This is a genomic window from Duganella sp. CF402 (assembly GCF_900109645.1).
Lineage (GTDB): Bacteria > Pseudomonadota > Gammaproteobacteria > Burkholderiales > Burkholderiaceae_D > Rugamonas.
Genome location: NZ_FOBG01000001.1, coordinates 1,339,501 through 1,364,156 on the forward strand (window position 1 = coordinate 1,339,501; position 24,656 = coordinate 1,364,156).

General features: G+C 65.1%; 14 protein-coding genes. 11 read left to right on the forward strand and 3 right to left on the reverse strand.

Features of this window, described 5'->3' with window-relative positions; genetic code table 11:
• Nucleotides 1-45: 45 nt before the first annotated feature.
• A complete protein-coding gene (locus BMZ70_RS06020; protein WP_092271248.1) occupies nt 46-987 on the reverse strand; it encodes a MurR/RpiR family transcriptional regulator in 942 nt (313 codons plus the stop codon).
• 205 nt (nt 988-1,192) lie between these two features.
• Between BMZ70_RS06020 and BMZ70_RS06025 the strand changes: the two genes are divergently transcribed.
• Nucleotides 1,193-2,317, forward strand: a complete 1,125-nt coding sequence (locus BMZ70_RS06025) for a succinylglutamate desuccinylase/aspartoacylase family protein (protein ID WP_092277602.1) — start codon at nt 1,193-1,195, stop codon at nt 2,315-2,317.
• A gap of 2 nt (nt 2,318-2,319) precedes the next feature.
• Nucleotides 2,320-3,702, forward strand: a complete 1,383-nt coding sequence (locus BMZ70_RS06030; protein ID WP_092271249.1) for a YfcC family protein — start codon at nt 2,320-2,322, stop codon at nt 3,700-3,702.
• A gap of 3 nt (nt 3,703-3,705) precedes the next feature.
• On the opposite strand, the gene BMZ70_RS06035 is transcribed toward BMZ70_RS06030, so the two are convergent.
• A complete protein-coding gene (locus BMZ70_RS06035; protein WP_092271251.1) occupies nt 3,706-4,416 on the reverse strand; it encodes a helix-turn-helix transcriptional regulator in 711 nt (236 codons plus the stop codon).
• A gap of 88 nt (nt 4,417-4,504) precedes the next feature.
• Between BMZ70_RS06035 and BMZ70_RS06040 the strand changes: the two genes are divergently transcribed.
• The 9 genes from BMZ70_RS06040 (at nt 4,505) to BMZ70_RS06080 (ending at nt 21,305) form a co-directional block, all read left to right on the forward strand.
• The gene (locus BMZ70_RS06040) at nt 4,505-4,951 is read left to right on the forward strand and encodes a RidA family protein (RefSeq protein WP_092271253.1); all 447 of its coding nucleotides are present in this window, start codon (nt 4,505-4,507) and stop codon (nt 4,949-4,951) included.
• A gap of 10 nt (nt 4,952-4,961) precedes the next feature.
• Nucleotides 4,962-6,101, forward strand: a complete 1,140-nt coding sequence (locus BMZ70_RS06045; RefSeq protein WP_092271255.1) for a dipeptidase — start codon at nt 4,962-4,964, stop codon at nt 6,099-6,101.
• A gap of 1 nt (nt 6,102) precedes the next feature.
• Nucleotides 6,103-7,464 (forward strand): amidohydrolase family protein, encoded by a 1,362-nt coding sequence (locus BMZ70_RS06050; protein ID WP_165403518.1) that lies wholly within the window; start codon nt 6,103-6,105, stop codon nt 7,462-7,464.
• Nucleotides 7,465-7,505: 41 nt separating this feature from the next.
• Entirely contained in the window at nt 7,506-8,840 is a 1,335-nt protein-coding gene (locus tag BMZ70_RS06055) for an amino acid permease (RefSeq protein ID WP_092271259.1), read from the forward strand.
• A 67-nt stretch (nt 8,841-8,907) separates the two neighbouring features.
• The gene (locus BMZ70_RS06060) at nt 8,908-11,925 is read left to right on the forward strand and encodes a sensor histidine kinase (RefSeq protein ID WP_092271261.1); all 3,018 of its coding nucleotides are present in this window, start codon (nt 8,908-8,910) and stop codon (nt 11,923-11,925) included.
• A gap of 1 nt (nt 11,926) precedes the next feature.
• Nucleotides 11,927-14,953: a sensor histidine kinase gene (locus BMZ70_RS06065; protein ID WP_165403517.1), complete on the forward strand. Its 3,027-nt coding sequence runs from the start codon at nt 11,927-11,929 to the stop codon at nt 14,951-14,953.
• 148 nt (nt 14,954-15,101) lie between these two features.
• Nucleotides 15,102-17,291, forward strand: a complete 2,190-nt coding sequence (locus BMZ70_RS06070) for a TonB-dependent receptor (RefSeq protein WP_092271265.1) — start codon at nt 15,102-15,104, stop codon at nt 17,289-17,291.
• A gap of 4 nt (nt 17,292-17,295) precedes the next feature.
• The gene (locus tag BMZ70_RS06075) at nt 17,296-20,394 is read left to right on the forward strand and encodes a hybrid sensor histidine kinase/response regulator (protein ID WP_092271267.1); all 3,099 of its coding nucleotides are present in this window, start codon (nt 17,296-17,298) and stop codon (nt 20,392-20,394) included.
• On the forward strand, nt 20,391-21,305 hold the full coding sequence (locus BMZ70_RS06080) for a diguanylate cyclase domain-containing protein (protein ID WP_092271269.1): 915 nt from the start codon (nt 20,391-20,393) through the stop codon (nt 21,303-21,305). The genes BMZ70_RS06075 and BMZ70_RS06080 overlap by 4 nt, the downstream gene beginning before the upstream one ends.
• Here the strand turns inward: BMZ70_RS06080 and BMZ70_RS28550 are convergent.
• A complete protein-coding gene (locus BMZ70_RS28550; protein WP_207231520.1) occupies nt 21,302-24,649 on the reverse strand; it encodes an exo-rhamnogalacturonan lyase family protein in 3,348 nt (1,115 codons plus the stop codon). The two genes, BMZ70_RS06080 and BMZ70_RS28550, sit on opposite strands and share 4 nt — an antisense overlap.
• Nucleotides 24,650-24,656 lie beyond the last annotated feature (7 nt).

The following is a 24,656-nucleotide window of genomic DNA, read 5'->3' on the forward strand; positions in this document are numbered from 1 at the left end:
TTCTTCCGATGCAGACTCATTCCCCACTCCCTGTTGAAATTGCGGTTATGACGCCCCGCTCTTCGCGGTGCGCTTCTTCACCTTTTTGGTGTTGGTTCCTGCTGCGCCATACAGGTAGGCCGAAATCGCCTCCGTCAAGCGCGCAGCTTTTTCTACGTTGTCCTGGTTCGAGACCATCAGCGACACCGCCAATGCCTCGATCACCGCCACTGCCGCCGTCGCGCTGCTCGGCAGCACCGCATGGCTGCTGGTGGCGTACAGCACGTGCTCCGACACCTCCACCAGCGGCGACGCCGGCGCATCGGTAATCGAGATCACGCACGCCTTGCGGTCGCGTGCATACTGGGCCAGTCGAATCACATCCAGCGCATAGCGCGGGAAGGAAATCACCACCAGCACGTCGCCCACGCCGACATTGGCCAGGTGCCCTGCCGCCACTTCGGTGCCGCCGGCCGCCGCCACTTCCACCACGTGATGGCAGAACGGCTGCAGGTGCAGCGTCAGCAACCCGGCCAGGTGCGACGACAGGCCGAAGCCCAATACATATACGGTGCGCGCTTTGCTCAGTTTCTGCACCACCTGCTTCATCTCTTGCTGCGACTGGTTATTGCGCGTGCTGCTGATGTTCGCCAGCGCGTACTCCATACTTTCGTCGCCGGGCCACACCGCGCCCTTGCGGTTCTCAATCGTGTGCCGCAGCTTATCCACCGGCTGCATTTCCGCATGCAGTGTCTCGGCCACCGCGCTGCGCATGGCGGCGTAGTTACCGAAGCCGATGTCGCGCGCAAAGCGGCTGATGGTGGCATTGGATACCTGGCACACTTCCGCCATCTCATCGATCTTCAAGGCCGTCACGCGCAGCGGATTGCGCAACAGGTATTCGGCGATGCTGCGGTTCGACGCCGATCCTTCCGTCATCACGCCCGACAAACGCTGTCCCAGTTCCGAATGCGCGAACGCCACGTCCGCCGTATTCACTGATTTCATGCAGCTCTCCCATTTCCGAAAGGTGTAAGCATACTTTCATTTCCGGAAAATTTGGAACTCTATTTGCAAGCAACTTTAGCAACGACAAAAACAAAATTCAACAACTTTCTGTAAATTTGCTTACATCGATTTACTTTGTGTAAATTGCGATACATAATCGACCGCATTCCAACCACCGCGCCCCATGCCGGGGCAGCCCATCACCATGAGAGTGCAAAAACACCCTGTCTCGGCGCCGCACGGCAGCGCCATCTATGAGTTGAACAGTTTTCACTTCGGTCCCGCCGCTGAAAAACGGGTCTACATACAGGCCTCGCTGCATGCGGACGAGGTGCCGGGCATGCTGGTGGCGCAGTTCCTGCGGCGGCGCCTGACGGCACTGGAAGCTGCAGGCAAGCTGCGGGCCGAAATCGTGCTGGTCCCCGCCGCCAATCCGATCGGGCTGTCGCAGGCCGTGCACGGCGCGCCGTTCGGCCGCTTCGACCTGCGCACCGGCGCCAACTTCAATCGCGCTTTCAAGCATGTGGCGGCGGAGCTGAAACAGACGCTGGAAGGTGAACTGGGCGACGATGCCGCCGCCAATGTGCGTATCATCCGCCGCCATGCGCGCGCCGCGCTGGCCGGGTGGAAGCCGGCCGACGACGCCGAAACGCTGAAGAAGACCTTGCTGGAACTGGCCATCGGTGCCGACATCGTGCTGGACCTGCACTGCGATAACGAGGCCGTGCTGCATATTTACAGCGGCACGCCGCTGGCCGCCGCCATCGCGCCGCTGTCGGCGCTGATGCAATCGCACGCTACCCTGCTGACCACCGCGTCCGGCGGCGAGCCGTTCGACGAAGCCTGCAGCCGCCTGTGGTGGGAGCTGGCGCAGCACTTCGCCGAGCGCCATCCGATACCTGCAGCCTGCGTTGCCGCCACCATCGAGTTGCGCGGCGAGCGCGATGTCAGCGAACAGCTGGCGGAGGCCGATGCGAACGCGATCCTGCGCTATCTCACGCTCAACGGCATGCTGGAACTGGAATCGGCCGATGAAAATCCATTTCCATCACCGCTGTGCGCAGCCACCGCGCTGGAAGCCGTGCAGCCATTGCTGGCGCCCCAAGCGGGCGTGCTGTTGTACCGCAAAGCGCTGGGGGAACGGGTGGAAGCCGGCAGCGTGATCGCGGAGCTGATCGACCCGGTCAGCGGCGAGAGCAGCCAGGTGCGGGCCGGCACGGCCGGCGTATTCTTCGCCCGCAGCGCCTTCCGCCACGTCCTGCGCGGTATGAACATCGGCAAAATCGCCGGCCGCACCGCCTTCCGCGAAGGCCAACTTCTCAGCCTGTGACCATGAAAAAACTCAAACTCCCGCACACCTTTGTGCTGCTGTTCGCGATCCTGGTGCTGATTGCCGCCGCCACCTGGCTGGTGCCGGGCGGCCGCTACGAAACCCACACGGTCGACGGCAAGCAGCTGGTCGATCCGGCCAGCTTCCAGTATGTGACAGCGGCGCCGCAAGGGCCGGTGCAGTTGCTGATGGCGCCGATCAAAGGCTTTACCGAAGCGGCGCTGATCATCGGTTTCGTGCTGATCGTCGGCGGCGCCTTCGCCGTACTGCAAAAAACCGAGGCGATAGAAGCCCTGATCCGCAGCATCGCGCGCGCGCACCGGCAATCGCCGGCGGTGCGTGCCGCGTTGATACCGGTGTTCGTCACCATGTTCTCGCTGGGCGGCGCGACCTTCGGCATGAACGAAGAAGCGATTCCCTTCGTGCTGCTGTTCGTGCCGCTGGCGCTGGCGTTGGGCTACGACTCGGTTGTCGGCGTGGCGATTCCGTTTGTCGGCTCGCAGGTCGGCTTCGCGGCGGCCTTCCTGAATCCTTTCAATGTCGGCATCGCGCAGGGCATTGCGGGCGTGCCGGTGTTTTCCGGGATCGGCTACCGCCTGCTGGTGTGGGCGCTGGCGACCGTCGTTACGATTGTGTTCCTGATGTGGTACGCGGCGCGCGTGAAAGCCGATCCGCAGCGTAGCCCGACCTACGCGTTGGATCAGGAAAAGCGCAGCGCCATGCCGGCCGACGACCATGCCTCGCTGACGCCTACGCACCGCGCGGTGCTGTGGATTTTCGCCGGAACGCTGGTGGCGATGGTGGTCGGCGTAGTGCACTACGGCTGGTTTATCGAGGAAATCGCCGCGCTGTTCCTGGCGATGGCGATTGTGGTCGGCATCGCGGGCAAGCTGGATTCAGACACGCTGGTGGCGGCCTTCGTGCAAGGCGCGCGCGATCTGGTGGGCACGGCGCTGGTGATCGCACTCGCCCGCGCCGCGATGGTGCTGGCGCGTGACGCCCACATCATCGACACCATGCTGCACGCGCTGATGCCGCTGGTGGCGTCGTCCAGCCCCGTATTCGCGGCGCAGAAAATGTTCGTGATGCAGAGCGTGATCAACTTCTTCATCCACTCCGGCAGCGGACAGGCCGCGCTGACCATGCCGATCATGGCGCCGCTGGCGGATCTGGTGGGCGTAACGCGGCAGACAGCGGTGCTGGCCTACCAGTTCGGCGAATTCACCACGCCGATGATTCCTACGTCGGGCATCACCGTCGGCGTACTGGCACTGGCGCGCATTCCGTGGCTGACCTGGGCCAAGTGGATGGTGCCGCTGCAAATCGCCTACGCCGTACTGGCGATGCTGCTTCTCATCCCACCCTGCCTGCTGAACTGGCAGTAGCGCTCAATCCTGCTCGCGGCGGCGCAGCTGTTCCATGTAGTTGTAGACCGTGAAGCGCGATACGCCCAATGCCGCCGCCGCGCGCTCCACGCCTCCCTTGACGATGAACAGGCCGCGCCGCTGCATGGCGCCGACGGCCTGGATTTTCTCTTCGCGCTTCATGGTCTCGGCGCTGCCGCCGGGGCCGACCGCTTCGCTGATGATCTCCTGCATCAGCGTGTCCATTTGCGACTCCGCCGGCGCAACCGGCGCGTCCGGCGTGGCCGGTACCATCGCCGATACCATCGGCTTCAGCATCTGCGACAGCCAGCCATGCGCCGCCTTGAAGCCCGACAGGTCGACATTCAGGCACAAGGTGGCAAACGGCTCGCCGCTGGCGTCGCGGAAAATCGCCGAGGCCGAGCGCAGTTCGCGGCCATCGGCTGTCACCGTCACATAATCCTCCACGATGCTGTGCACCGCGCCGTCGGGCGATTTAATGCGCGTAGCCGCCGCAAAACCGCGATCGTTCTGCGGCCCTTCCAGCACCGAGCTGCCCACGCTGCGCCCGGAGATATGGCCGTTGGCGATGGCGATCACCGAGTTCTCAGGCTTGCTCACATCGTGCAGCACCACTTCCAGATGTGGCCCCGCCATCGCCGCCAGCATCGGCACCACCGGCCGCAAGGCGTTGATCACAGCTTCGCGCTCGCCCGCCACTGAAACTTTTTTCATCGATTTCTAACAAATTGTTGATCCACGCGTTTATTTTCCCACTTTTTAAACAAACTGTTTATAATTTTTCGCATCAAAGGAGATCGCCATGACATTCAAACACCTCACCGCCGCCCTGGCGCTGCTGGCTAGCGCAGGCCTCACCCATGCCGCCGACGCGGAGTTCTACAACAAAGGCAATCCGCCCGGCCGCCCGTTCTCGCTGGCGGTGCGCACCGGCGATTTCGTTTTCGTCTCCGGCCAGATGGGCACCGACGACAAGGGTCTGGTGCCGGGCGGCTTCGAAGCCCAGTCGCGCAAGGCGATGGACAACGTGTCCGACATCCTGAAAGGCATGGGCCTGGGCATGGACAACGTGGTCAAGTGCACCATCATGATCGCGGACATGGGCAAGTGGGGAGACTTCAACAAAATATACGCGACTTACTTCAAGCCGGGCCGCCTGCCTGCGCGCAGTGCGTTTGGCGCCAACGGCCTCGCGCTGGGCGGCGAGATTGAAGTTGAATGCATGGCCTACGCGCCAACTAACAAGTAAGGATGAACGCATGACCAAACGCCGCACCTTCCTCCACAGCGCTGCCGCCGCCAGCCTTGCCACGCTTGGCCTGCCGGCCGGCGCCGCCACGCCGACGCCGCGCGACAAGCGCCCGCTGATTATCGACGCGCTGGGGAATATCGACAACATCAACCTGCCGGCTGCGCAGCGCGACAGCGCCGCTTACGACTTCGGCATCGATGCGCGCGCGCTGGCCGACGCCAAGGCCTCCGGTCTGAACGCTTTCAACATGACCATCGGCTACGTGTTCGGCGACGGCGACCCGTACGAAAAATCGCTGGCCGACGTCCACGCCTGGAATGCCCTGATCCAGAAAAAGTCCGCCGACCTGCTGCTGGTGCGCAGCGGCGCCGACATCAGGCGCGCGCAGGCCGACGGCCGCCTGGGCGTGATCCTCGGTTTCCAGAACGCCGCCATGATGGGCAAGGACGCGCGCCGCGTGGAAGTCTTTGCCAAAGGTGGCGTGCGCGTGATCCAGCTGACCTACAACGGCCCTAACCAGCTTGGCGACGGCTCCACCGTTCCCACCAACAAAGGCCTGACGCCGTTCGGCCGCGACGTGGTGGCGGAACTGAACCGCAACCACGTGCTGGTGGACCTGAGCCACAGCGGCGAGCAAATCTGCCTCGACGCCGCCGCCGAATCCAAATCGCCGATCATCATCAGCCACACCGGCTGCCGCGCCGTGGCCAACCTGCCACGCAATAAAACCGACAAGGAACTGCGGCTGGTGGCCGACAAAGGCGGCTTTGTCGGCATCTACTTCATGCCGTTCCTGGCGGTGGGCCGCCAGCCGATGGCGGCGGACCTGATCACCCACATTGAGTACGCCATCAATATCTGCGGCGAGGACCACGTGGGCTTCGGCACCGACGGCACCGTGCCAAAGATCGACGACATGGCCGCCTATATGAAAGGCCTGGAAGAAGAAGTGCGCCAGCGCCGCGCCGCCGGCATCAGCGCGCCGGGCGAACGGCCGGACATCGTGCCCTTCCTGCCGGACCTGGTGGGCAAGGACAAATTCCGTAAACTGGCAGACCTGCTGGCCAAGCGTGGCCACAGCAGCAGCCGCATTGAAAAAATCCTCGGCGCGAACTTCCTGCGCGTGGCCGATGAAGTATGGAGCTAATATGAAATTGAAGTATGCAGCAATCGCGATCGCTATCGCCGCCTCGCTCGGCAGCGTGCACGCGGCGGAAGAAAAACCGAAAGCCAACACCCAGCAGGATCGCCTCGACAAACTGAATGGCAAGGCGCTGGGCCGCGTGATCTACAGCGGCGCGACGCTGATCGACGGCACCGCCGCCGCGCCGCGCGCCGGCATGGCCATCGTCGTCAAGGACGACCGCATCGAAGCCGTGTTGCCTGCCGCCGCGCTGACCGCGCAGCAAACCGAAGGCGCGCGCGTGGTCGACGTCACCGGCCAGTACCTGCTGCCAGGCCTGATCGACTCGCATGTGCACTACGCCACCAACCCGGACCGCCCCTACGCCGAGGCGGAACTGAAGCGCAATATCTACGGCGGCGTCACCGGTGTGCGTGACATGGCGGGCGACGCCCGCGAACTGGCAGGCCTGTCGCGCGACGCGCTGCTGAACCGCATCCCGTCGCCGGACGTGTTCTATGCATCGCTGGTGGCCGGTCCGAGCTTCTTCAAGGATCCACGCACCGTGGTGGCGGCGCTGGGCACCCAGCCGGGCACCGTGCCTTGGCTGTACGCCGTCGACGACAAGACCAAGCTGCCGCTGGCCATCGCGCAGGCGCGCGGCACAGGCGCCACCGGCATGAAAATCTACGCCAACCTGCCCGGCACGCTGGTACGCAAGCTGATTGCGGAAGCGCGGGCGCAAGACTTCCCGGTCTGGACCCACATGCAGGTCTACCCTGCCTCGCCTTACGATTCGCTGGGCGCGACCTCGGTGTCGCACGTCTGCATGATCGCGCGCCATGTGCGCGAAGCGGGCAAGTCGGCCTACGGCCATAACGGCGAGCCTTCCTACGAAGGCCTGACTGCCGAAGATCCGGGTATCAAGAAATACATCGCGGCGCTGGCCAAATCCGGCACCATCATGGACGCCACCCTCAGCGTGTACAAGACCGAAGGTCCGCACTGCCACATCGAGCTGGCCGGCGACATCACCCGCGCCATGCACAAGGCGGGCATCAAGATCATCGCCGGCACCGATACCGACAACACCGGCGAAGATCCGTTCCCGGTGGTCGACGGCGAGCTGGAAAAGCTGGTCAAGTACGCCGGCTTCACGCCGCAGGAGGCCATCATCGCCGCCACCGCCAATGCCGCGCATGCGCTGGGCAAGCAGAAGGAATTCGGCACGCTGGAAGCGGGCAAGCTGGCCAACATGGTGTTCGTGCAGAAGGATCCGCTGCAGGATATCGGCAACTTGCGTTCGGTGCTGTTGACGGTCAAGCGCGGCCACGAGTTTGCGCGCGCTGACTACAAGTTCACGCCATTACCTGTGCACGAAGACTAAGTTATGCGAGAATCAACTTTTGATCTTGCATAGGTAGGCAGATGAGTGAACTAAAGCGCGGCCTGAAAAGCCGGCACATTCAGTTAATCGCGCTGGGCGGCGCCATCGGCACCGGCCTGTTTCTTGGGATCGCGCAGACCATCCAGATGGCCGGTCCGTCCGTGCTGCTCGGCTATGGCGTGGCTGGGCTGATCGCCTTCTTCATCATGCGCCAGCTCGGCGAAATGGTGGTGGACGAGCCGGTGGCCGGTTCATTCAGTTACTTCGCCGATAAATACTGCGGCAAATGGGCCGGCTTCATGGCGGGCTGGAATTACTGGGTGCTGTATGTGCTGGTCAGCATGGCCGAGCTGTCGGCGGTCGGCATCTACGTCCAGTACTGGTGGCCTGCGGTGCCGACCTGGATGTCGGCGCTGGCCTTCTTCGTCATCATCAACGCCATCAGCCTGTTTAATGTGAAGGCCTTCGGCGAGATGGAATTCTGGTTCGCCATCATCAAGGTGCTGGCCATCGTCGGCATGATCGTGTTCGGCGCCTACCTGCTGATCTCCGGCGACGCCGGTCCGCAAGCCACAGTGGCCAACCTGTGGCAGCACGGCGGCTTCTTCCCGCACGGCGTCAGTGGACTGGTGATGGCAATGGCCGTCATCATGTTTTCCTTCGGCGGGCTGGAACTGATCGGCATCACCGCCGCCGAGGCGGACAATCCGTCGGAGAGCATCCCCAAGGCCACCAACCAGGCCATCTACCGCATCCTGATTTTCTACATCGGCGCGCTGGGCATCCTGCTGTCGCTGTACCCGTGGGAGAAAGTGGTCACCAGCGGCAGCCCGTTCGTGCTGATCTTCCATGCGCTGAACAGCAATCTGGTGGCGCATGCGCTGAATGTGGTGGTGCTGACCGCTGCGCTGTCGGTGTATAACAGCGGCGTGTACTCGAACACCCGCATGCTGTACGGCCTGGCCAAGCAAGGCAACGCGCCGCAATCGCTACTGAAAGTCAACGCGCGCGGTGTGCCACTGACGGCGCTCGGCGTATCGGCGCTGGCCACCGGCATCTGCGTGGTGGTCAACTACTTCATGCCGGCCAAGGCCTTCGGCTTCCTGATGGGACTCGTGGTGTCGGCGCTGATTATCAACTGGGGTTTGATCAGCTGGATCCACCTGCGCTTCCGTGCGCAGAAGAAGGCAGCCGGCCAGGCCACGCAGTTCCAGAGCCTGGGCTATCCGCTCACCAACTACCTGTGCCTCGGCTTCCTCGCGGCCATCCTGGTGGTGATGTATCTGACGCCCGACCTGCAACTGTCGGTATATCTGATCCCGGCCTGGCTGGCGCTACTGGCCGTCGGCTATAAGTTAGGTGTTAAAAAGGCTTGATCGCCTGACATCGATTTCAAGCTAGAATCCGGATGCCCCGGCGCGTGCCGGTCTTTCGGGATTCACTATGGTATCTCGCTTCATCCTGCTGCTTGCCGTGCTGCCTTCGTTCGCGCACGCGCTCAATCCACTGACGCCGCTGGCGGACTACAACCACGCCAGTTGGACCATCCGGGACGGCGCGCCGCCGGAAATCAACAGCATGGCACAGACGGCGGATGGCCGCCTGTGGATGTCCGGGGTCAATGGCTTGTACCGCTTCGACGGCGTGCGTTTCGAGAAATACCGCCTGCCGGGCAATGAAAGCAACGCGCGCCGCCGCGTGGGCTTTGTGCGTGCCCATCCCAACGGCGACCTGTATATCTCTCACGCCTTCGGCGGCGGCCTGTCGGTGCTGCACCCGGACGGCCGGTTCGAGGATGTAATCCCGATCGGCAAATTGGCATCGCTGGCGCAGCTGCTATTCGACGATAATGGCGATATCTGGACAGTGAATGTCCAAGGCCTGCACCGCGTACGCAAGGGGCAGCTGCAAAACATCCCGGTGGCGCAGGCACTGGCGCGCGAGATCACCGATGCCCGCATCGACCGCTATGGCAGGCTGTGGGTCGCCAGCGTGAATGCGGCCTACCTGTACGACCGGGCCAGCGAGAAGTTCACGCTGGTGCGCGATCTGCCCCAGCCTTCTGCGCTGATCGAGTCGCCCGATGGCCGCATCTGGACCGCCAACGGCAAGTCGATACAGGCGCTGCCCGCGCCATCCGATCCCGCGCTCCGCATGGGCAAGCCGAATATGGCCAACCTGCCGGGCTTCGGCAACGACTGGGTGGCGCGCTTCGATCGCGACGGCAACCTGTGGCAGCTCAAGTGCCCGACAGATTTGTGCGTAACGCCCGCGCACGTGGTGGCCGCCACCGACACCATCGTCACGCCGGAACAGGTCAATAAGCAGCAGCGCCCCAACACCAACACTGCGGGCAACGTCCTGATGGAAGACCGCGAGCACAATATTTGGGTCGCCACGCTGGAAGGCATCGACCGCTATCGCGACAACCGCCTGCACCGCCAGCAGATCCCGATGTCGACCAGCCCTTCCCAGTACATCATGGTCACCGACGAAAACGGCCAGGTGTGGGCTTCCGATCTGCGCAGCCAGACTGCATGGCGCCTCAAGCGCGGCGCACCGCCGGAACGCGAGCCTATGCCGGTTCAACTGGTGAGCAAGGACTTCGGCGGCGCCCTGATGCTCGCGAATGGGCGCGAAATCGAGCGCCGAGCGCAAGGTAAGGTGGAAAAGATCGCGCTGCCGGCCATTCCAGGCGCCGACGGCAAGCCGAAAGAGCTGCTGGTGCTGGGGGTAACCGACGACGGCAAGCGCCTATGGCTGGTCACCGCGCAGACCGGCCTGATTGGACGGCGTGGCGACGGCCCGTGGCTGCCGCGCGATAAGTTCGCACTGCCGCCGAATATCGTACTGGGCGTGCCGGGCACCAAAGCGGGCCAGCTTTGGCTGGCCTGCGGCGACGGCAACATCGTCCTACTCGACGAAAATGACAAGCAAACCGCTTACCCGGCCGGCGTGATCGGCCTGGCCTCCGGCATTTACATCACCGAAGACATCGTCGCTTCGGGCGACCAGGGCCTGGCCGTACTGGTCAAGGACCGCTTCCTCCAGCTGACGGCCGCCGACCCCGAAGTCCTGCAGGATATTTCCGGCCTGGCCGTGACGCCGGATGGCGACCGCTGGCTGAACGGCGGCAAAGGCCTGGTGCATGTGCGCCGCGACGACTGGAAAGCCAGCGTGGCCAATCCCGGGCTGCCGCTGCGCTATGAGGTCTTCGGCCTGCGCGACGGCTACGTCGGCAAGGCCATGCTGATCAACCGCCACGCCAGTGTGGCACTGGACAAGGATGGCCAACTTTGGCTGGCCAGCACCAGCGGCATGCTGCGCTTCGACACCCGTGACATCCCCCGCAACACGACGGCGCCGGTACCGCAAGTGGAAGGCCTGCATACCGGCGCCGCCAGCTACCAGGTGAGAACGGGGCTGAAGCTGCCGCCCGGATCGCGCAACCTCAATATCACTTACATCGCCGCCAGTTTGCGCCAGCCGGAGGCGGTGCGCTTCCAGTATCGGCTGGAAGGCAGCGACAGCGAGTGGCAGGACGCCGGCCCGCGCCGCGCCGCCTACTACACCAACATGGCGCCGGGCTCCTATCGCTTCCAGGTGCGCGCCGCCAATGAAGATGGTGTGTGGAGCCAGCAGCCGGCCAGCGCGGCTTTCGAGATTCCACCGACGTTCACCGAAACGCTGTGGTTCAAGGCCCTCTGCGTACTGGCCGCCGGCGCCGCGCTGTACCTGCTGTACCTGTATCGCCTGCGGATCGTCACCGCACGGCTGGAAGAACGGATGGAAGTGCGGCTGGCCGAACGCGAACGCATCGCCCGCACCCTGCACGACACTTTCCTGCAGACCGTGCAGGGTGTGGTGCTGCGGCTCGACGCGACGGTTGATTCGCTGCCCGGCGACAGCGCCACCCGCCAGGCGCTGGCGCCGATTCTGCACAGCGCGCGCCACAGCATCAACGAAGGCCGCGCGCAAGTACACGAGCTGCGCTCGGCCGAAGTGAACGAGGTGGAGAGCCGCCTGCGCGATGTGGCCGCGCTGCTGGCGGCCAGCTATCCCGGCGTGCAGTTCGCGCTGCATATCGACGGCGCCTGTCGCACGCTGCGTCCCGGCGCAATCGACGAGATCAGCGAAATCGGCCGCGAAGCGATACGCAACGCCTACCAGCATGCGCAGGCGACGCAAATCGAAGTGCGCCTCGGCTACGAAGCGCAGCAATTCGCGCTGCTGGTGCGCGACGACGGCAAGGGCATGGCGCCAGCATCCACGGCCACGACGCCGGCGCAGCGCGGCCACTGGGGCCTGGTCGGCATGCGCGAGCGCGCGGAGCGCATTGGCGCGGCACTGGAAATCAGCAGCGTGCAGGATCAGGGCAGCGAAGTTAAAATGGTGCTCCCGGCGCGCCGCGCCTATGCGGACAGCCACATACCGTGGTGGCGCCGCTTGTTTGGAAAATAAGATGCACGTATCAACACACGGCCGCCGCAGGGTGGCCGCGCTGGCTGTCACACTGGTTATAACACTGGCGATCACGCTGGGTCTCTCCGGCCCGGCGCATGCCCTCAATCCCGAGATCCGCCTGAACGACTACAACCATGCCTCGTGGGCCACGCGCGACGGCGCGCCGGCGGAAATCAAAAACATGGCGCAAACCCCGGATGGCTGGCTGTGGCTCAGCACCGCCACCGGACTGTATCGCTTCGACGGCGTGCGCTTCGAGCATGTCGAGCTGCCCAGGGTGGCGGAGGTGGCGCGCCGCCGCATGAGCGAACTGCGCGCCACTGCCAATGGCGACCTGTGGATCAGCTATTCGGTCGGCGGCCTGTCGGTGCTGCGCAAAGGCGGCAAGCTGGAAGACGTGGCACCGCTCGACGGCCCGATCGGCGTGGTAATGAATCTCGCCGAGGACAAAGACGGCAGCGCGTGGATCGCCGGCGGCGCCGGCCTGTTTCTCTACGCCGGCGGCCAGTTGCGCAAGCTGGGACCGGAGCAAGGCCTGCCCGCGCATGACGTCCGCAGCGTGCTGCTCGACCAGTACGGCCAGTTGTGGGCGCTGTACGTCGGCGGGCTGTATCGGCTCGATCGCGCCAGCGGCAGGTTCGCGCTGATGCAGGCGCAGCGCGACGAAGGCCAGTTGATACAGTCGCCCGACGGCAGGCTGTGGATCGCCGACGCGCGGCAGGTGCAGGCTGTCCCGCTGGAGAAGTTCCTGCCGCGTGGCCAACGCCTGCAGCCGCGCGCCGCCAGATTCAATTCGGCCGAATCGCGCGTCCTTGCGCAGTTCGACCGCGACGGCAACCTGTGGACGCTCTCTTGTCCGCAAGCGCTATGTCTGGTGGCGGGCGCCGCCAGACAAACCGGCAGCGCCGTCGCGCCGGCGCGCGACGCCACCGATACCGCCAGCCCGCAGCTCGGCATCACGCCCGGCTCCACCAACGCCGTGCTGGAAGACATGGAGGGCAATATCTGGATCGCCACGCAGACCGGGCTTCAGCGCTTCCGCGAAAACCTCCTGATCCCGGTGCGCCTGCCGTTCGCCAGCGGCTTGTTCAGCATGGGCGAAGACAGCGCCAGCGGCGTGTGGCTGAGCGACACGATCAATGACGCCACATGGCAGCTCACGCCGAAAGGCGTCGCCATACGTTCGCCGCGCAATTACCAGGCCTTCACGCAGGGCCGCGACGGCGCGCTGCTGATGGCGGGCCGCAGCGAGATCGAGCGCCGCCAGAACGGCGCGGTCAGCCACATCCCGCTGCCGCCGAACAAAGACGGTAAAGCCGATTACGACATCGCCGGCCTGGTGGATGACGGCAAGGTGCTGTGGATGGCGAGCCGGCAAAGCGGCCTGATAGGCTACCTGGACGGACGCTGGCAGCCGCGCAGCGCTTTCAGCCTGCCGCCTCGCATCTTCATCGGCACCTCGGGCCGCAAGCCGGGAGAACGCTGGCACGCCACCGGCGACGGCACCGTGGTCTTCAACGACAACGGCAAACTCACCACCTACGATGCCGGCGGCATCGGCTTGCCGACCCTGATCTCGGCCGGCGAAGACATCCTGGCCGCCGGCGACCTTGGACTGGCAGTGCTGCTGGAAGGCCGCTTCCGCAAGCTGACCGCCGTGCGCCCGGATGCGCTGAACAATATCTCCGGCATAGCGGTCAGCGCCGAAGGCGACCGCTGGTTCAACAGCAACCAGGGCGTGCTGCGCGTGCGCCGCGCCGACTGGCTTGCGGCGATGGCGCATCCCGAAGCGCCGCTGCAGTATCAATTGATCGGCGCCCTGGACGGCTACATCGGGCAGGCCATGCTGCGCAACCGCCTGCCCAGCGTCTTCGCCGACAAATCCGGCCAGATCTGGTTCATGACCAGCGCCGGTGTATTGCGCGTGTCGCCCGGCGAGATGCGCCGCAACACCATCGCACCGGTGCCGCAAGTGCTGCGCGTGGAGGCGCAAGACATCGTCTATGAAGCGCGCCACGGCCTGCGCCTGCCGCCCGGCGCGCAAAACTTCAGCGTCCAGTTCACCGCGCCGGCGCTGGGCAAGCCCGAGGCGATGCGCTTCCAGTACCAGCTGTCCGGCGTCAACGACGACTGGCAGGAAGCCGGCAACCGCCGCATCGCCTACTACACCAACGTGGCGCCGGGCAGCTACAGCTTCCGCGTGCGCGCTTTCAATCAGGACGGCGTGATGAGCGCAGAAGAAGCGCGGCTCGATTTCGAGATCGAACCGCGCTTCGTGCAGACGATCTGGTTCAAGGCCTTGTGCGGGCTGGCGCTGGCCGCCCTGCTCTATCTTCTGTACCTGTACAGGATGAGGGTCGCCACCCGGCGCGTGGCGGCGCGGATGACGGTGCGCATGGCCGAACGCGAACGCATCGCCCGCACCCTGCACGATACCTTCCTGCAAAGCGTGCAGGCGCTGATCCTGCGGCTCGACGTGGTTTCCGCCGGTCTGCCGGAAGACGCCCGCAGCAAGCTGGAGCCCATCCTCGACCAGGCCAACGACACCATCGTCGAAGGCCGCGACCAGGTGTACGAACTGCGCACCGGCCGCGTCGACGACGTCGAAAGCGCCACCGAGGAAGCCGGCCGCCAGCTGCGCAACGAGCATCCGGCCACCAGCTTTGGCTTTGCGGTCGCCGGCGCGCGCCGCAAGCTGCGTGACACCGTCGCTGAAGAGGCTTGCGAGATAGCGCGCGAAGCGCTGCGCAACGCCTTCCACCATGCCGCCGCCGATCGCGTGGAAGCGCTCGTGATCTACGACCGCGAACACTTCACGCTGCAAATCAGCGACGACGGCAAGGGCTTGGCGCCGGATGCCGAGAGCAAGCAAAAGCACTACGGCCTGACCGGCATGCGCGAACGCGCCGTGCGAGCGGGCGGCAAACTGGAAATCGGCGCGGCGCCGGGCGGCGGCGTGCGCGTCGTCCTCAACGTGCCGGCGCGAACAGCCTATATTGACAGCAAGCGCTGGTGGAGGCGCTGACGTTGTTGTTCCTAGCCGACAGCTGCGCGCCATCGCGCTGTCGCGCTGCCCTTGGAGCGTGAGTTTTTTGTACAGATAGTTGTTTTAATAACTACAACATTCAGTTCTTACCTGCTACACTTCCGGGTTTTGCATTCAAAGGGCAATCATGAAAGCACCGACGACCGCCTTGTCGCTGCTGCTCGCGGGAGCGGCGCATGCGCAGATTCAGGAAGTGACGGTGACGGCGCAACGCTCGCCATCGCTGGAATCGAAAACGCCGGTGTCCATGACGACGCTCACGGGTGATCAATTGAATACCGCCGGTCTCGATACGCCGGCCGCCATCGCCACCCGCATCCCCAACGTGGAGCTGGACTACGCCACCGACGGCCTGCGCATCACCATGCGCGGCGTCTCGAATGCAGACACCACCGAAAAAGGCGATCCATCGGCCGCCTTCCTGCTGGACGGGATTTATATCGCGCGTCCGCAAGCCCAGAACCTGAGCTTCTACGACCTGGAACGGGTCGAAGTGCTGCGCGGCCCGCAAGGCACGCTGTATGGCCGCAACACTACCGCCGGCGTGGTCAGCGTGATTTCGAAAGCGCCGATCAATCGCTTCGAGGCGTGGGTCGCCGCCGAAATCGGCAACTACAACAGCCGCAAATTGAGCGGCATGATCAACGTACCGGTCAACGACATGCTGTCGCTGCGCGCCGCCGTTTCAGCCAACAAGCATGACAGCTATCTGATCAACGGCCTGAATAACGGCCGTGAACTGGGCAAGGACCGCGACGATGTGTCGGCACGCCTGTCGGCCAAGCTGAAAATCACGCGCGACGCCACGCTGGTGCTGCGCTATGACCACGCCAAGGTCGACGACAACAACGACAGCTATGTCCCCGACACCAATTTCTACCACGGCGTCGCCACCGGCAATCCGGTGTGGTACGGCAGCGGCACGCATGCGCAGCTGACCTACAATTTCGTCGCGCCGAACGCCGCCATCGCACCGCCGGTACAAGCGCACAGCTACAAGAACACCTCCGGCATCGCCGCCGACCTGACGCTGGACCTGGGTGCGGTCACGCTGTACTACCTCGGCGCGCACCGCAACTACGATCACGACCAGCTGGCCAATTTCTACTACCGCGTGGCGCCGACGCTGGCGCTCAATGTGCGCGAGAGCTTCCTCGGCGACTACACGCAGAACTCGCACGAGCTGCGCGTGGCCACCAACGGCGATGGCCCGTTCAGCGCGCAGGCCGGCCTGTACTACTTCCGCGAAGAGTCGGCACAGCGCTACGCCTTCCGCGACCTGGACCTGGTTGGCCTGCCGCCCTACTACGTGTTTGAGAACGGCCCGACCCTGTCGACCAGCAAAGCGGTCTTCGGCCAGGCCACGTACCGCGTGACCAATGCGTTGCGCGCCACCGCCGGCGCGCGCTCGACCAAGGACGACAAGTCGCGCGTGGGTTCGACCAACTTCCAGCAGGCCGCCAGCTTCAATCCGGGCACCGACTTCAAGCTGCTGAACGATGCAGCGCTGAGCACGCGCCAGACTACCTGGCGCCTCGGCATGGACTACGACCTGGCGCCGGCCACGCTGCTGTATGGCTCCGTGTCGACCGGCTACAAGGCCGGCGGCTTCAATGACGGCTGCCTGGAAGGCTCGACCCAGTTCGGCCTGGGCTGCCCGGCCGCGCTAGCAGTGCCGGCGGCGGCGTTGATCTATCAACCTGAAACCGTGCGCTCATATGAAGCCGGCGTGAAAACGCGCTTCTGGGACAACAAGGCAAGCCTCAACCTGTCGGTCTTCAAGTACGACTATAACAACCTGCAGTTGTCCAGCGTCGCCATCGTCGCCGGTGCACCGCGCTTCGTCACCAGCAATGCCGGTGAAGCCAGCGTCAAAGGCCTGGAGGCCGAAGGCCAGTTGCTGCCGACCGCGCAGGACCGCATCAGCTACGCCCTGTCGCTGCTGGACGCGCACTACGTGCGCTACAGCCCGGACGGCGTGCACGACTGGGCCGGCAATAAACTGGACCGCTCGCCATCCAACACGCTGTCGCTGGGCTATGAGCGTTCGTTCGGCGACGTCACGGCCGGCGTCAACGCCCGCCGCAGCGCGGCCTACATCATTGCCGTGCCGGCGCAGCTGCTGCAGTACCGCGTGCCGTCCTACACCCAGACCGACGCCACGCTGCGCTACCATCCGCAGCGCGCCGCATGGAGCGTCACCGCGCGTGTGAAGAACATCGAGAACAAGGTCCATCCTGTGACCATCGACAGTTTCGGCATGCTGGCTCCAAGCGATCCGCGCACGGTGGACCTGCGACTGGATTACCGATTCTGATCCGATGCTGAGACACCTGGCCCGCTTCCTCCTGCTGATTCTCGCGTTGGCGTTTATTCCATCCGTGGCCCTTGCCGACGCAGGGCCGCTGGTGCTGCGCGCGCAGCACGACTACGCCGAAGCCTGGCCGGTGGTGCGCGTGATGGCCGATGCCGACGGCAGGCTGACGCCGGAGGCGGCACTGGCCGCCGCCGAGCACTACGCCGTCCCCAACTCCGCCTACGCCACACTGGGCGTGCACAAGGACGTGATGTGGCTGCGCATCCCGGTCTCGGTGCCGGCCGGCAGCGACGGCGAATGGATCCTGAATATCGACTACGCGGTACTGAATCGCGTCGATGTGTACGTGGCTAGCGGCGGCCGCATCACGCAGCACCGGGTGACCGGCAACCTGCAGCCCGATTCCGACGGCGCGGCGCCTGGCCGCGTGCCGGCCGTGCTGCTGCACCTGACGCCGGGCGCCGACCATGTCCTGCTGCTGCGGGTGCAAAACGTCGGCGCCATGATCCTGCCGATCAGCCTTGCCCGTCCGGCCAGATTCCACGGCGCGGCGCTCAACGAGCAAATGCTGCAAGGCGTGCTGACCGGACTGAGTCTGTGCCTGCTCATGTACAGCATTGCGCAATGGAGCACGCTGCGCGAACCGCTGTACGGCAAATTCGCGCTGCTGGTGCTGGGCACCACATTGTTCTCGGTGGAGTTTTTCGGGCTGGGCAACCAGTACTTGTGGAACAACAGCGCGTGGATGAGCAGCCACGCTGGCGGCGTGTTCGCACTGACCGCCTCCTGCGGAGCATACCTGTTCGTGCAAGAGGCGCTGGCGCGGAACGGCAAGGACAAGATCTTCAGCCGCCTGATGTACGGCGGCGCGGCGCTGTGCGTCGTCAGCGCCCTGTGCTACGCCACCGACTTTATGAGCGTGGAAACGCTGGTGATCGTGGTCAGCACCCTGGGCGTGATGCCGATGCTGCTTGGCCTGCCGGGCGCCTACTTCCGTGCGCGGCGCGGCGATGCGGTCGGCATCTACTTCCTGCTCGGCTGGGGCGTGAGCTTTGCTTCGTCGGCGGTGCTCAGCCAGGTCATTAGCGGCAAGGTGGGCGCGAATTTCTGGACCATGCACGCGCTGCAGTTCGGGAATATGTTCGACATGCTGGTGTTCACCCGCATCCTCGGCCTGCGCACCAAGGCCATGCAAAGCGCCATGCTGCGCGCCGAGGAAGCCACCCGCACCAAGTCCGAATTCCTGGCCCACATGAGCCACGAGATCCGCACACCGATGAACGCCATCATCGGCATGAGCCGCCTGGCGCTGATGACCGAGCCGAATCCCAAGCTGCAGAACTACCTCGGCAAGATCCTCGGCGCCGGCGAACACCTGCTGGCGGTGATCAACGACATTCTCGATTTCTCCAAGATCGAAGCGGGCAAGCTGGGACTGGAGTCGGCGCCGTTCGAGCTGCGCGAAATGCTGGACCACCTGGCCAGCCTGACCGTGATTAAATCCGACGCCGCCCGCGTCGAACTGAAAATGCGCGTCGACGACAGCGTGCCGGCACGGCTGGTTGGGGACCCACTGCGACTGAGCCAGGTGCTGATCAACCTGACCAGCAACGCCGTCAAGTTCACCGAGCGCGGCGAGATCAACGTCGCCGTCGAATTGATGGACAAGACGGCCGACACGGTGGCGCTGCGCTTCTCGGTCAGCGACACCGGCATCGGCATGCGCCCTTCACAGGTGTCCAACCTGTTCCAGTCGTTCCACCAGGCCGGCGCCACCACCACCCGCAAATACGGCGGCACCGGCCTTGGCCTGAGCATCTCGCGCCAGCTGGTGGAACTGATGGGCGGCGATATCCAGGTCTTCAGCACGCCCGGCATCGGCAGCCGCTTCAGCTTCATCGTCCGCCTCGGCATCGCCGACGAGCGCACCGCGCCGGTCGACTGGCCGCTGCATCCGCACCAACAGCGCCCGCAGCAGGCGGCGCGCGAAATGCGCCGCTCCGACAACGCCGGACTGGCCATGCGCGACCTGTCGGCGCTGGACGGCGCGCGCATCCTGCTGGTCGAAGATAACGCCAACAACCGCGAGGTGGCGCTGGACTTCCTGTCAGTCGCGCGCATGCAGATCGACGTCGCAGAACATGGCGGCGAAGCGGTGCGCATGGTCGATCAGGCCGACTACGACCTGGTGTTGATGGATGTGCAGATGCGCGAAATGGACGGCCTCACCGCCACCCGCCGCATCCGTGCGATGGAACGCTGCCAGCACCTGCCTATCGTCGCCATGACCGCCTACGCAATGGCCGGGGACCGCGACAAGAGCCTGGCGGCAGGCATGAATGACCACATCACCAAGCCGATTTCGCCGGAACAGCTGTTCCGCACCCTGATCAAGTGGATCCCGCCGTCGCGCCTGGCCGCGCGCCGCGCCCAGGCCAACGCCGCCTTGTACACGGCGCCAACGCCGGCCGACTACAGCGGCGTGGCGGCCAGCAGCGCGCCGCTGCCATCGATCCCGGGCTTAGACTGGCAACTGGCGCTGGAAGGCGTGGACCGCCAGCGCGGGCGGCTGGACCGCCGCATCCGCGGCTTCCTGCAGGAGTACCAGCCAGCCGCGCAGGCGGTGCGCGAAGCCATCGCCAGCGGCCATCACGAAGCGCTGCACAGCCTCACGCACAACCTGAAATCCACCGCCGCCTACATCGGCGCGGTGCATCTGGCGGAGCAGGCGCAGGCGCTCGAACACGCGCTGCGCAACGGCCGCAGCGACCGCATCCCGATGCTGGCGACCGAGCTGGCCGATGGCCTGGACCTGGTGGTTGGCGGCTTGTCGCAGCTGAACGAGACGCCGGCGCCGGTGCGCTATCGCGACGGCGACGCCGCCCTGTTGATCGCGCGGCTGGAAGCCTTCCTGCGCAGCGACGACGCCCGCGCCGACGACGTGCTGGACGAGTTGCGCGCGCTGCCGCTGGCCGTGCGCCATGCCGGGCTGCTGGCCGCCATCGCCGCCGCCGTCGACGACATCGAGTACCAGGCCGCACTGGCGCCGCTCAGCGCCCTCGCCCGCGCGCTGCAAAACGAAACGGAAGAAGAACGCGCATGAATTTAGCGGGAATCCAAAAAGTGCTGGTGGCCGACGACGACATCGTCAACCGCCAGGTGCTGGCTGAGTTGCTCAAGCCCGAACACACGGTGCTGCTGGCAAAGAACGGCGAGCAAACGCTGGAACGCGCCGCGCGCCACCTGCCGGACCTGATCCTGCTGGACGTGATGATGCCGGACATGAACGGCTACGAAGTGCTGCGCCGCCTGCGCGCCGACGCCCAGACCGCGCACATCACCGTGATCTTCATCTCCGGCCTGGGGAGACCAGAGGACGAAGCCAATGGCCTGAAAATGGGCGCGGCCGATTACATTTCCAAGCCGTTCAATGAAACCGTGGTGATGGCGCGCGTCGCCATGCACTTGCAGATGGTGCGCCAGCGCCGCATGCTGGAACACCTGGCGCACGTGGACGGGCTGACCGAACTGGCCAACCGCCGCCGCTTCGACGAAGTCTACGAAGCCGAATGGCAGCGCAGCCGCCGCAGCGGCCGCACATTGTCATTGGCCTTGCTTGATATCGACGCCTTCAAGCAGTACAACGACTACTACGGCCACCCGGCTGGCGACCGCGCCTTGCGCGCCGTCGCCCGCACCGCTGCGGCAGGCCTGCGGCGCCCGGCCGATCTGGCGGCGCGCTACGGCGGCGAAGAGATCGTACTGCTGCTGCCGGACACGGAAGCGCCGCAAGCGCAGCAGGTGGTGAACGCCATCTGCTGCGCGATCGCCGATTTGCAGATCCCGCATGAAGCGTCGTCGGTGGCGCCTGTCCTGACCGTCAGCGCCGGCGGCGCCACCCTCGACAGCGTCGCCTCCGAAACGAGCGCGGAACTGTTCACCGCCGCCGACACCTTGCTGTATCAGGCCAAGAAGTCCGGCCGTAACCGCGTGGAGTGGCGGACCTCCGTCTAAGCCAGCCGCTGCACCATGAAACGCTCGACCGTCTGGCGCGACTGCGTGGTGCGCAAACCAAAGTAGCCTCCGCCCAGCACTGGTCCCGGCGCCGAGAAGATCTCCTTGTCGTCCACATACAGCCGCGTGCCGCGCGCATCCACTGCGATGCGGATGCGGTAAGGCCGGCCGGCCTTCAGCAGGTATTCCGGCGCGGTGTACTCCTGCAGCAGCTTGCGTTCACCGCTGCCGTCGTAATAGCGGAAGCGCGTGGTGCTGTTGTTGTTGCCGCCAATGCCGGCGTAGAACAACCGCAGCTTGTCATACTCTTCCAGCTTGCCGGACTGGGTGAAGCCTGCCGGCAGTTGCGCCTCCCAGAAAAAGTTCAGGTCCGACAGCCTGGCGTCCGCCAGCACGGTGCGCGTGAAGCTGATTTCATAATGGCCGATCAACTGGCGCCGCAGCCAGACCGTCAGGCCCCGCTGCGCATTCAACACCAGGGCGCCGCGTTCGACATAAGCCGCCGTTGCGGCGTTGCCGGCTTCCGCCTCCGCCGCCCACGCGCGCGGATCAAAGCGTGCAAAGTCATCGCGTACCAGCGTGCGGTCGGCCGCCTGTGCCTCCAGTGCCATCATGCCGATTGCGCCCAGCCCCCATTGCGCCACTGCGTTGGTCGATAGCGCCGGCGCTTCCTCTACCTCGTTCAGTACCAGCGGTGGCTTGACCCGGCGCGATACCAGATCCTTGTCGCGCAAGCCCGCCCGGCCTTCATTGAACTGCGCCCAGGCGCGCTTCAGCTGTGCGTGGTCCTGCTGCTGGACGGCGTCATAGGCCAGCAGGCGCGCATGTCCCTGGCCGAGATTCAGCTTGCCCAAATCCTGTCCCAGTTCGGCCTTCTGCTGTTCCGGGCTGGCGCTGTACAAGCGGCAGTAGCGCAGCCACGCGTCGCGGAAAGCCGGCTGCGGCACGGTGCGTATCAATTCGCTGGCGATTTCCGGCAGCCCGAAGACGGCGCTCAGGTGCGACACGTTGATTTTTGCGCCGGGATCCGGCAGGTACGCGCCGCTGCGCAGGTCCATGATGCCGCCACCGGCAAAGAATCCCAGCGGTTGGGCGGCGATGCTGGCCATGCTGTTTAACAGCTTGTCGCGATATTTCGGCTGGCCGGTGCGCTCCCACTCCGTGAACCACGCGGCGGCGACAGCACCCCAATCCGTGCCGAAGGCCACGCTGGCGTGGGTATCTGGTTCACTCGCCGGCGCTTGCTGGCCGATCTTGCGTCCGGGGATGATGGTGCGGAGGCGGTCGACGGCGTCGGCCTGTTCGCGCAGCAGGTCGCCCCCCCGTTCGTCGGCGCTCAGGTAATAGAAGAAGCGGCGGTTGATGGCGGTGGATACGCGCAGCTGCTTGGCGCTGTCGCCCCAGTGCTGCACGCCGTGGCGCGTACCGAGCGGGCTGTATGGGCCGATATGGTGGACGTCCACTTCGCCGGTGTGGCGGGTCATGGCTTCGGCCATGCGATAGGCGTCGGCGCGGCCGCTGTGCAGGTAGTAGTGCCACAGCCAGATCTCTGTGCTCAGTTCCGAGTTATCCCATGCGAAGCCGCCGACGTCGTAGCGCCAGTTGTGGCGCTGCGGGTCGTAGGTGTGCATCACATCGCCGTAGTCCCAGTAGCCGTACCAACGGCGCTGCTCGATCTCATTGCGATAGAAATCGAAGGCCCATGCCAGCTGCTTATCAAGCTTGGTCGGCTGGATGGTGGCCGGATGCCAGTATTCGCTGAAGATGCCTGCTTGGTGCAGACGTTGCGGCGATGCGGTCAGCAGCGGAGGCGATTGGATGCGGCGGCTGATGGCGGCCAGTTCTTCGTTGCCTGGGGTGGCCGGCAGCAGTTGCAATTCCAGTTCGCTGGTGCGGGCGATGCCGTAGGGCGTACCGAATCCCGGTTCGTAGTCTTCGTAGGTGATATCAAGCGCATCGCGCTGTGCGGCGTGGGTGGTTTGGCCCATGCCGTCGTGATAGAAGCGCAGGTCCATCGCTGGCGCTTGCGGCGCCCACAGCCAGAGTGTGACGGTGGCGAGGCTGGTTTCGGCGTCGCGAATGTCGATTTGTGCAGGATAGCTTTGCCAGAAATTGCGAATGCCGAATGCAACACCACCGCTGGGGGTGCCGAGATATCCGGTGCCGGATGCGCGGTTGCCACTGGCGGCGTGGATGGCGCCGCGCTGTTTGCCGGTGCGTTTGCTGATGCTGTAGCCATCCGGATGCGATTGCAGCAGCGTGTAGCTGCCGAAGGCCGGCACGTAACGCAGGTTTTTAGCGACGCTGGCCGGGATGTCGGCGGCTTGCACGGCCTTGCCTTGCAGTTGCGCTTCGGCTGCGGCGCCGGCATCGCGCCGCAGGCCGGTTAGGCCTTGCACTGCTTCCGCGAACACGCCGCCATTGGCGCCGACGAAGCGGATGTGGCGGTCATGCAGCGGCGCGGCCAGCGGCACGCCGAAGCGCAGGCCAACGCCGCGAATGAAGGCCTGCTGCGGATCGGCGTCGTAGACCAGCGTGTGCACGATGCGGACGGCGTCAGAGTTCTTGTAGAAATAGAGGCGCAGCGTGAATGACAGCAGCGTTTGGCCGTCTGCATGGCGATGCGTGCCGTTGATGCGCACCACCGCGCGCTGCGGACCGTTCTGTTCCAGCGTGGCCGTTTCGATGATGCTCTGGTAGGCGCGGCGGCTGGCGGCGGTGGCCTCATCCTCAGCGTAACCATCCACCAGCAGCACCAGCCGTCCTTGTCGCAGCAGCGGCTTGCCGTCACGCTGAATAGCGTCTACCAGCACCGAGCCCGCGCGCGGCAGCGTGCAGCGCAAAGGCCCCGTGTCGACAACAATCCGCTCCACACCCTGCTCCGCCAACGCCGCGCCCTCCGTGAGCGCGGCGCCGGGCCGCACCGCTATGTGAGCGTCGAGCAGCGGGTGTAGCGAGTAGCCGCCGGCCGGCGCAGCGCCATCGGCTGACGGCGGCAGCGCGTGGGCCGACCATTTAAGCGTGCCGTCCGGCCAATACGCCAGCGGCCACGATTGTACGGCCAGCGCATCGCCCGCGTCACGCTGTGGCGCCTCGGCCCGACGCAACGCGAAGCTTGCATCGCCGGGCACACGGCCTTGCGGCCACGGCACGCCCCACGTCGCACCCTTGAAACTTGATGGCGTGCCTTCCAGCCAATGCAGCAGCGTCGCGCCGTCCTCCGTCTCTTGTTGCAAGCCGCTTGTTGCCGGCGTCTCGCCGGCATCCACGCCAACCGCCGTCGCGCCGCCGGTAAGCAGCGCCGCCAGTTTGAAGAACTGCCGCCTGTCGAGCGTTCCACTCATACCGCCA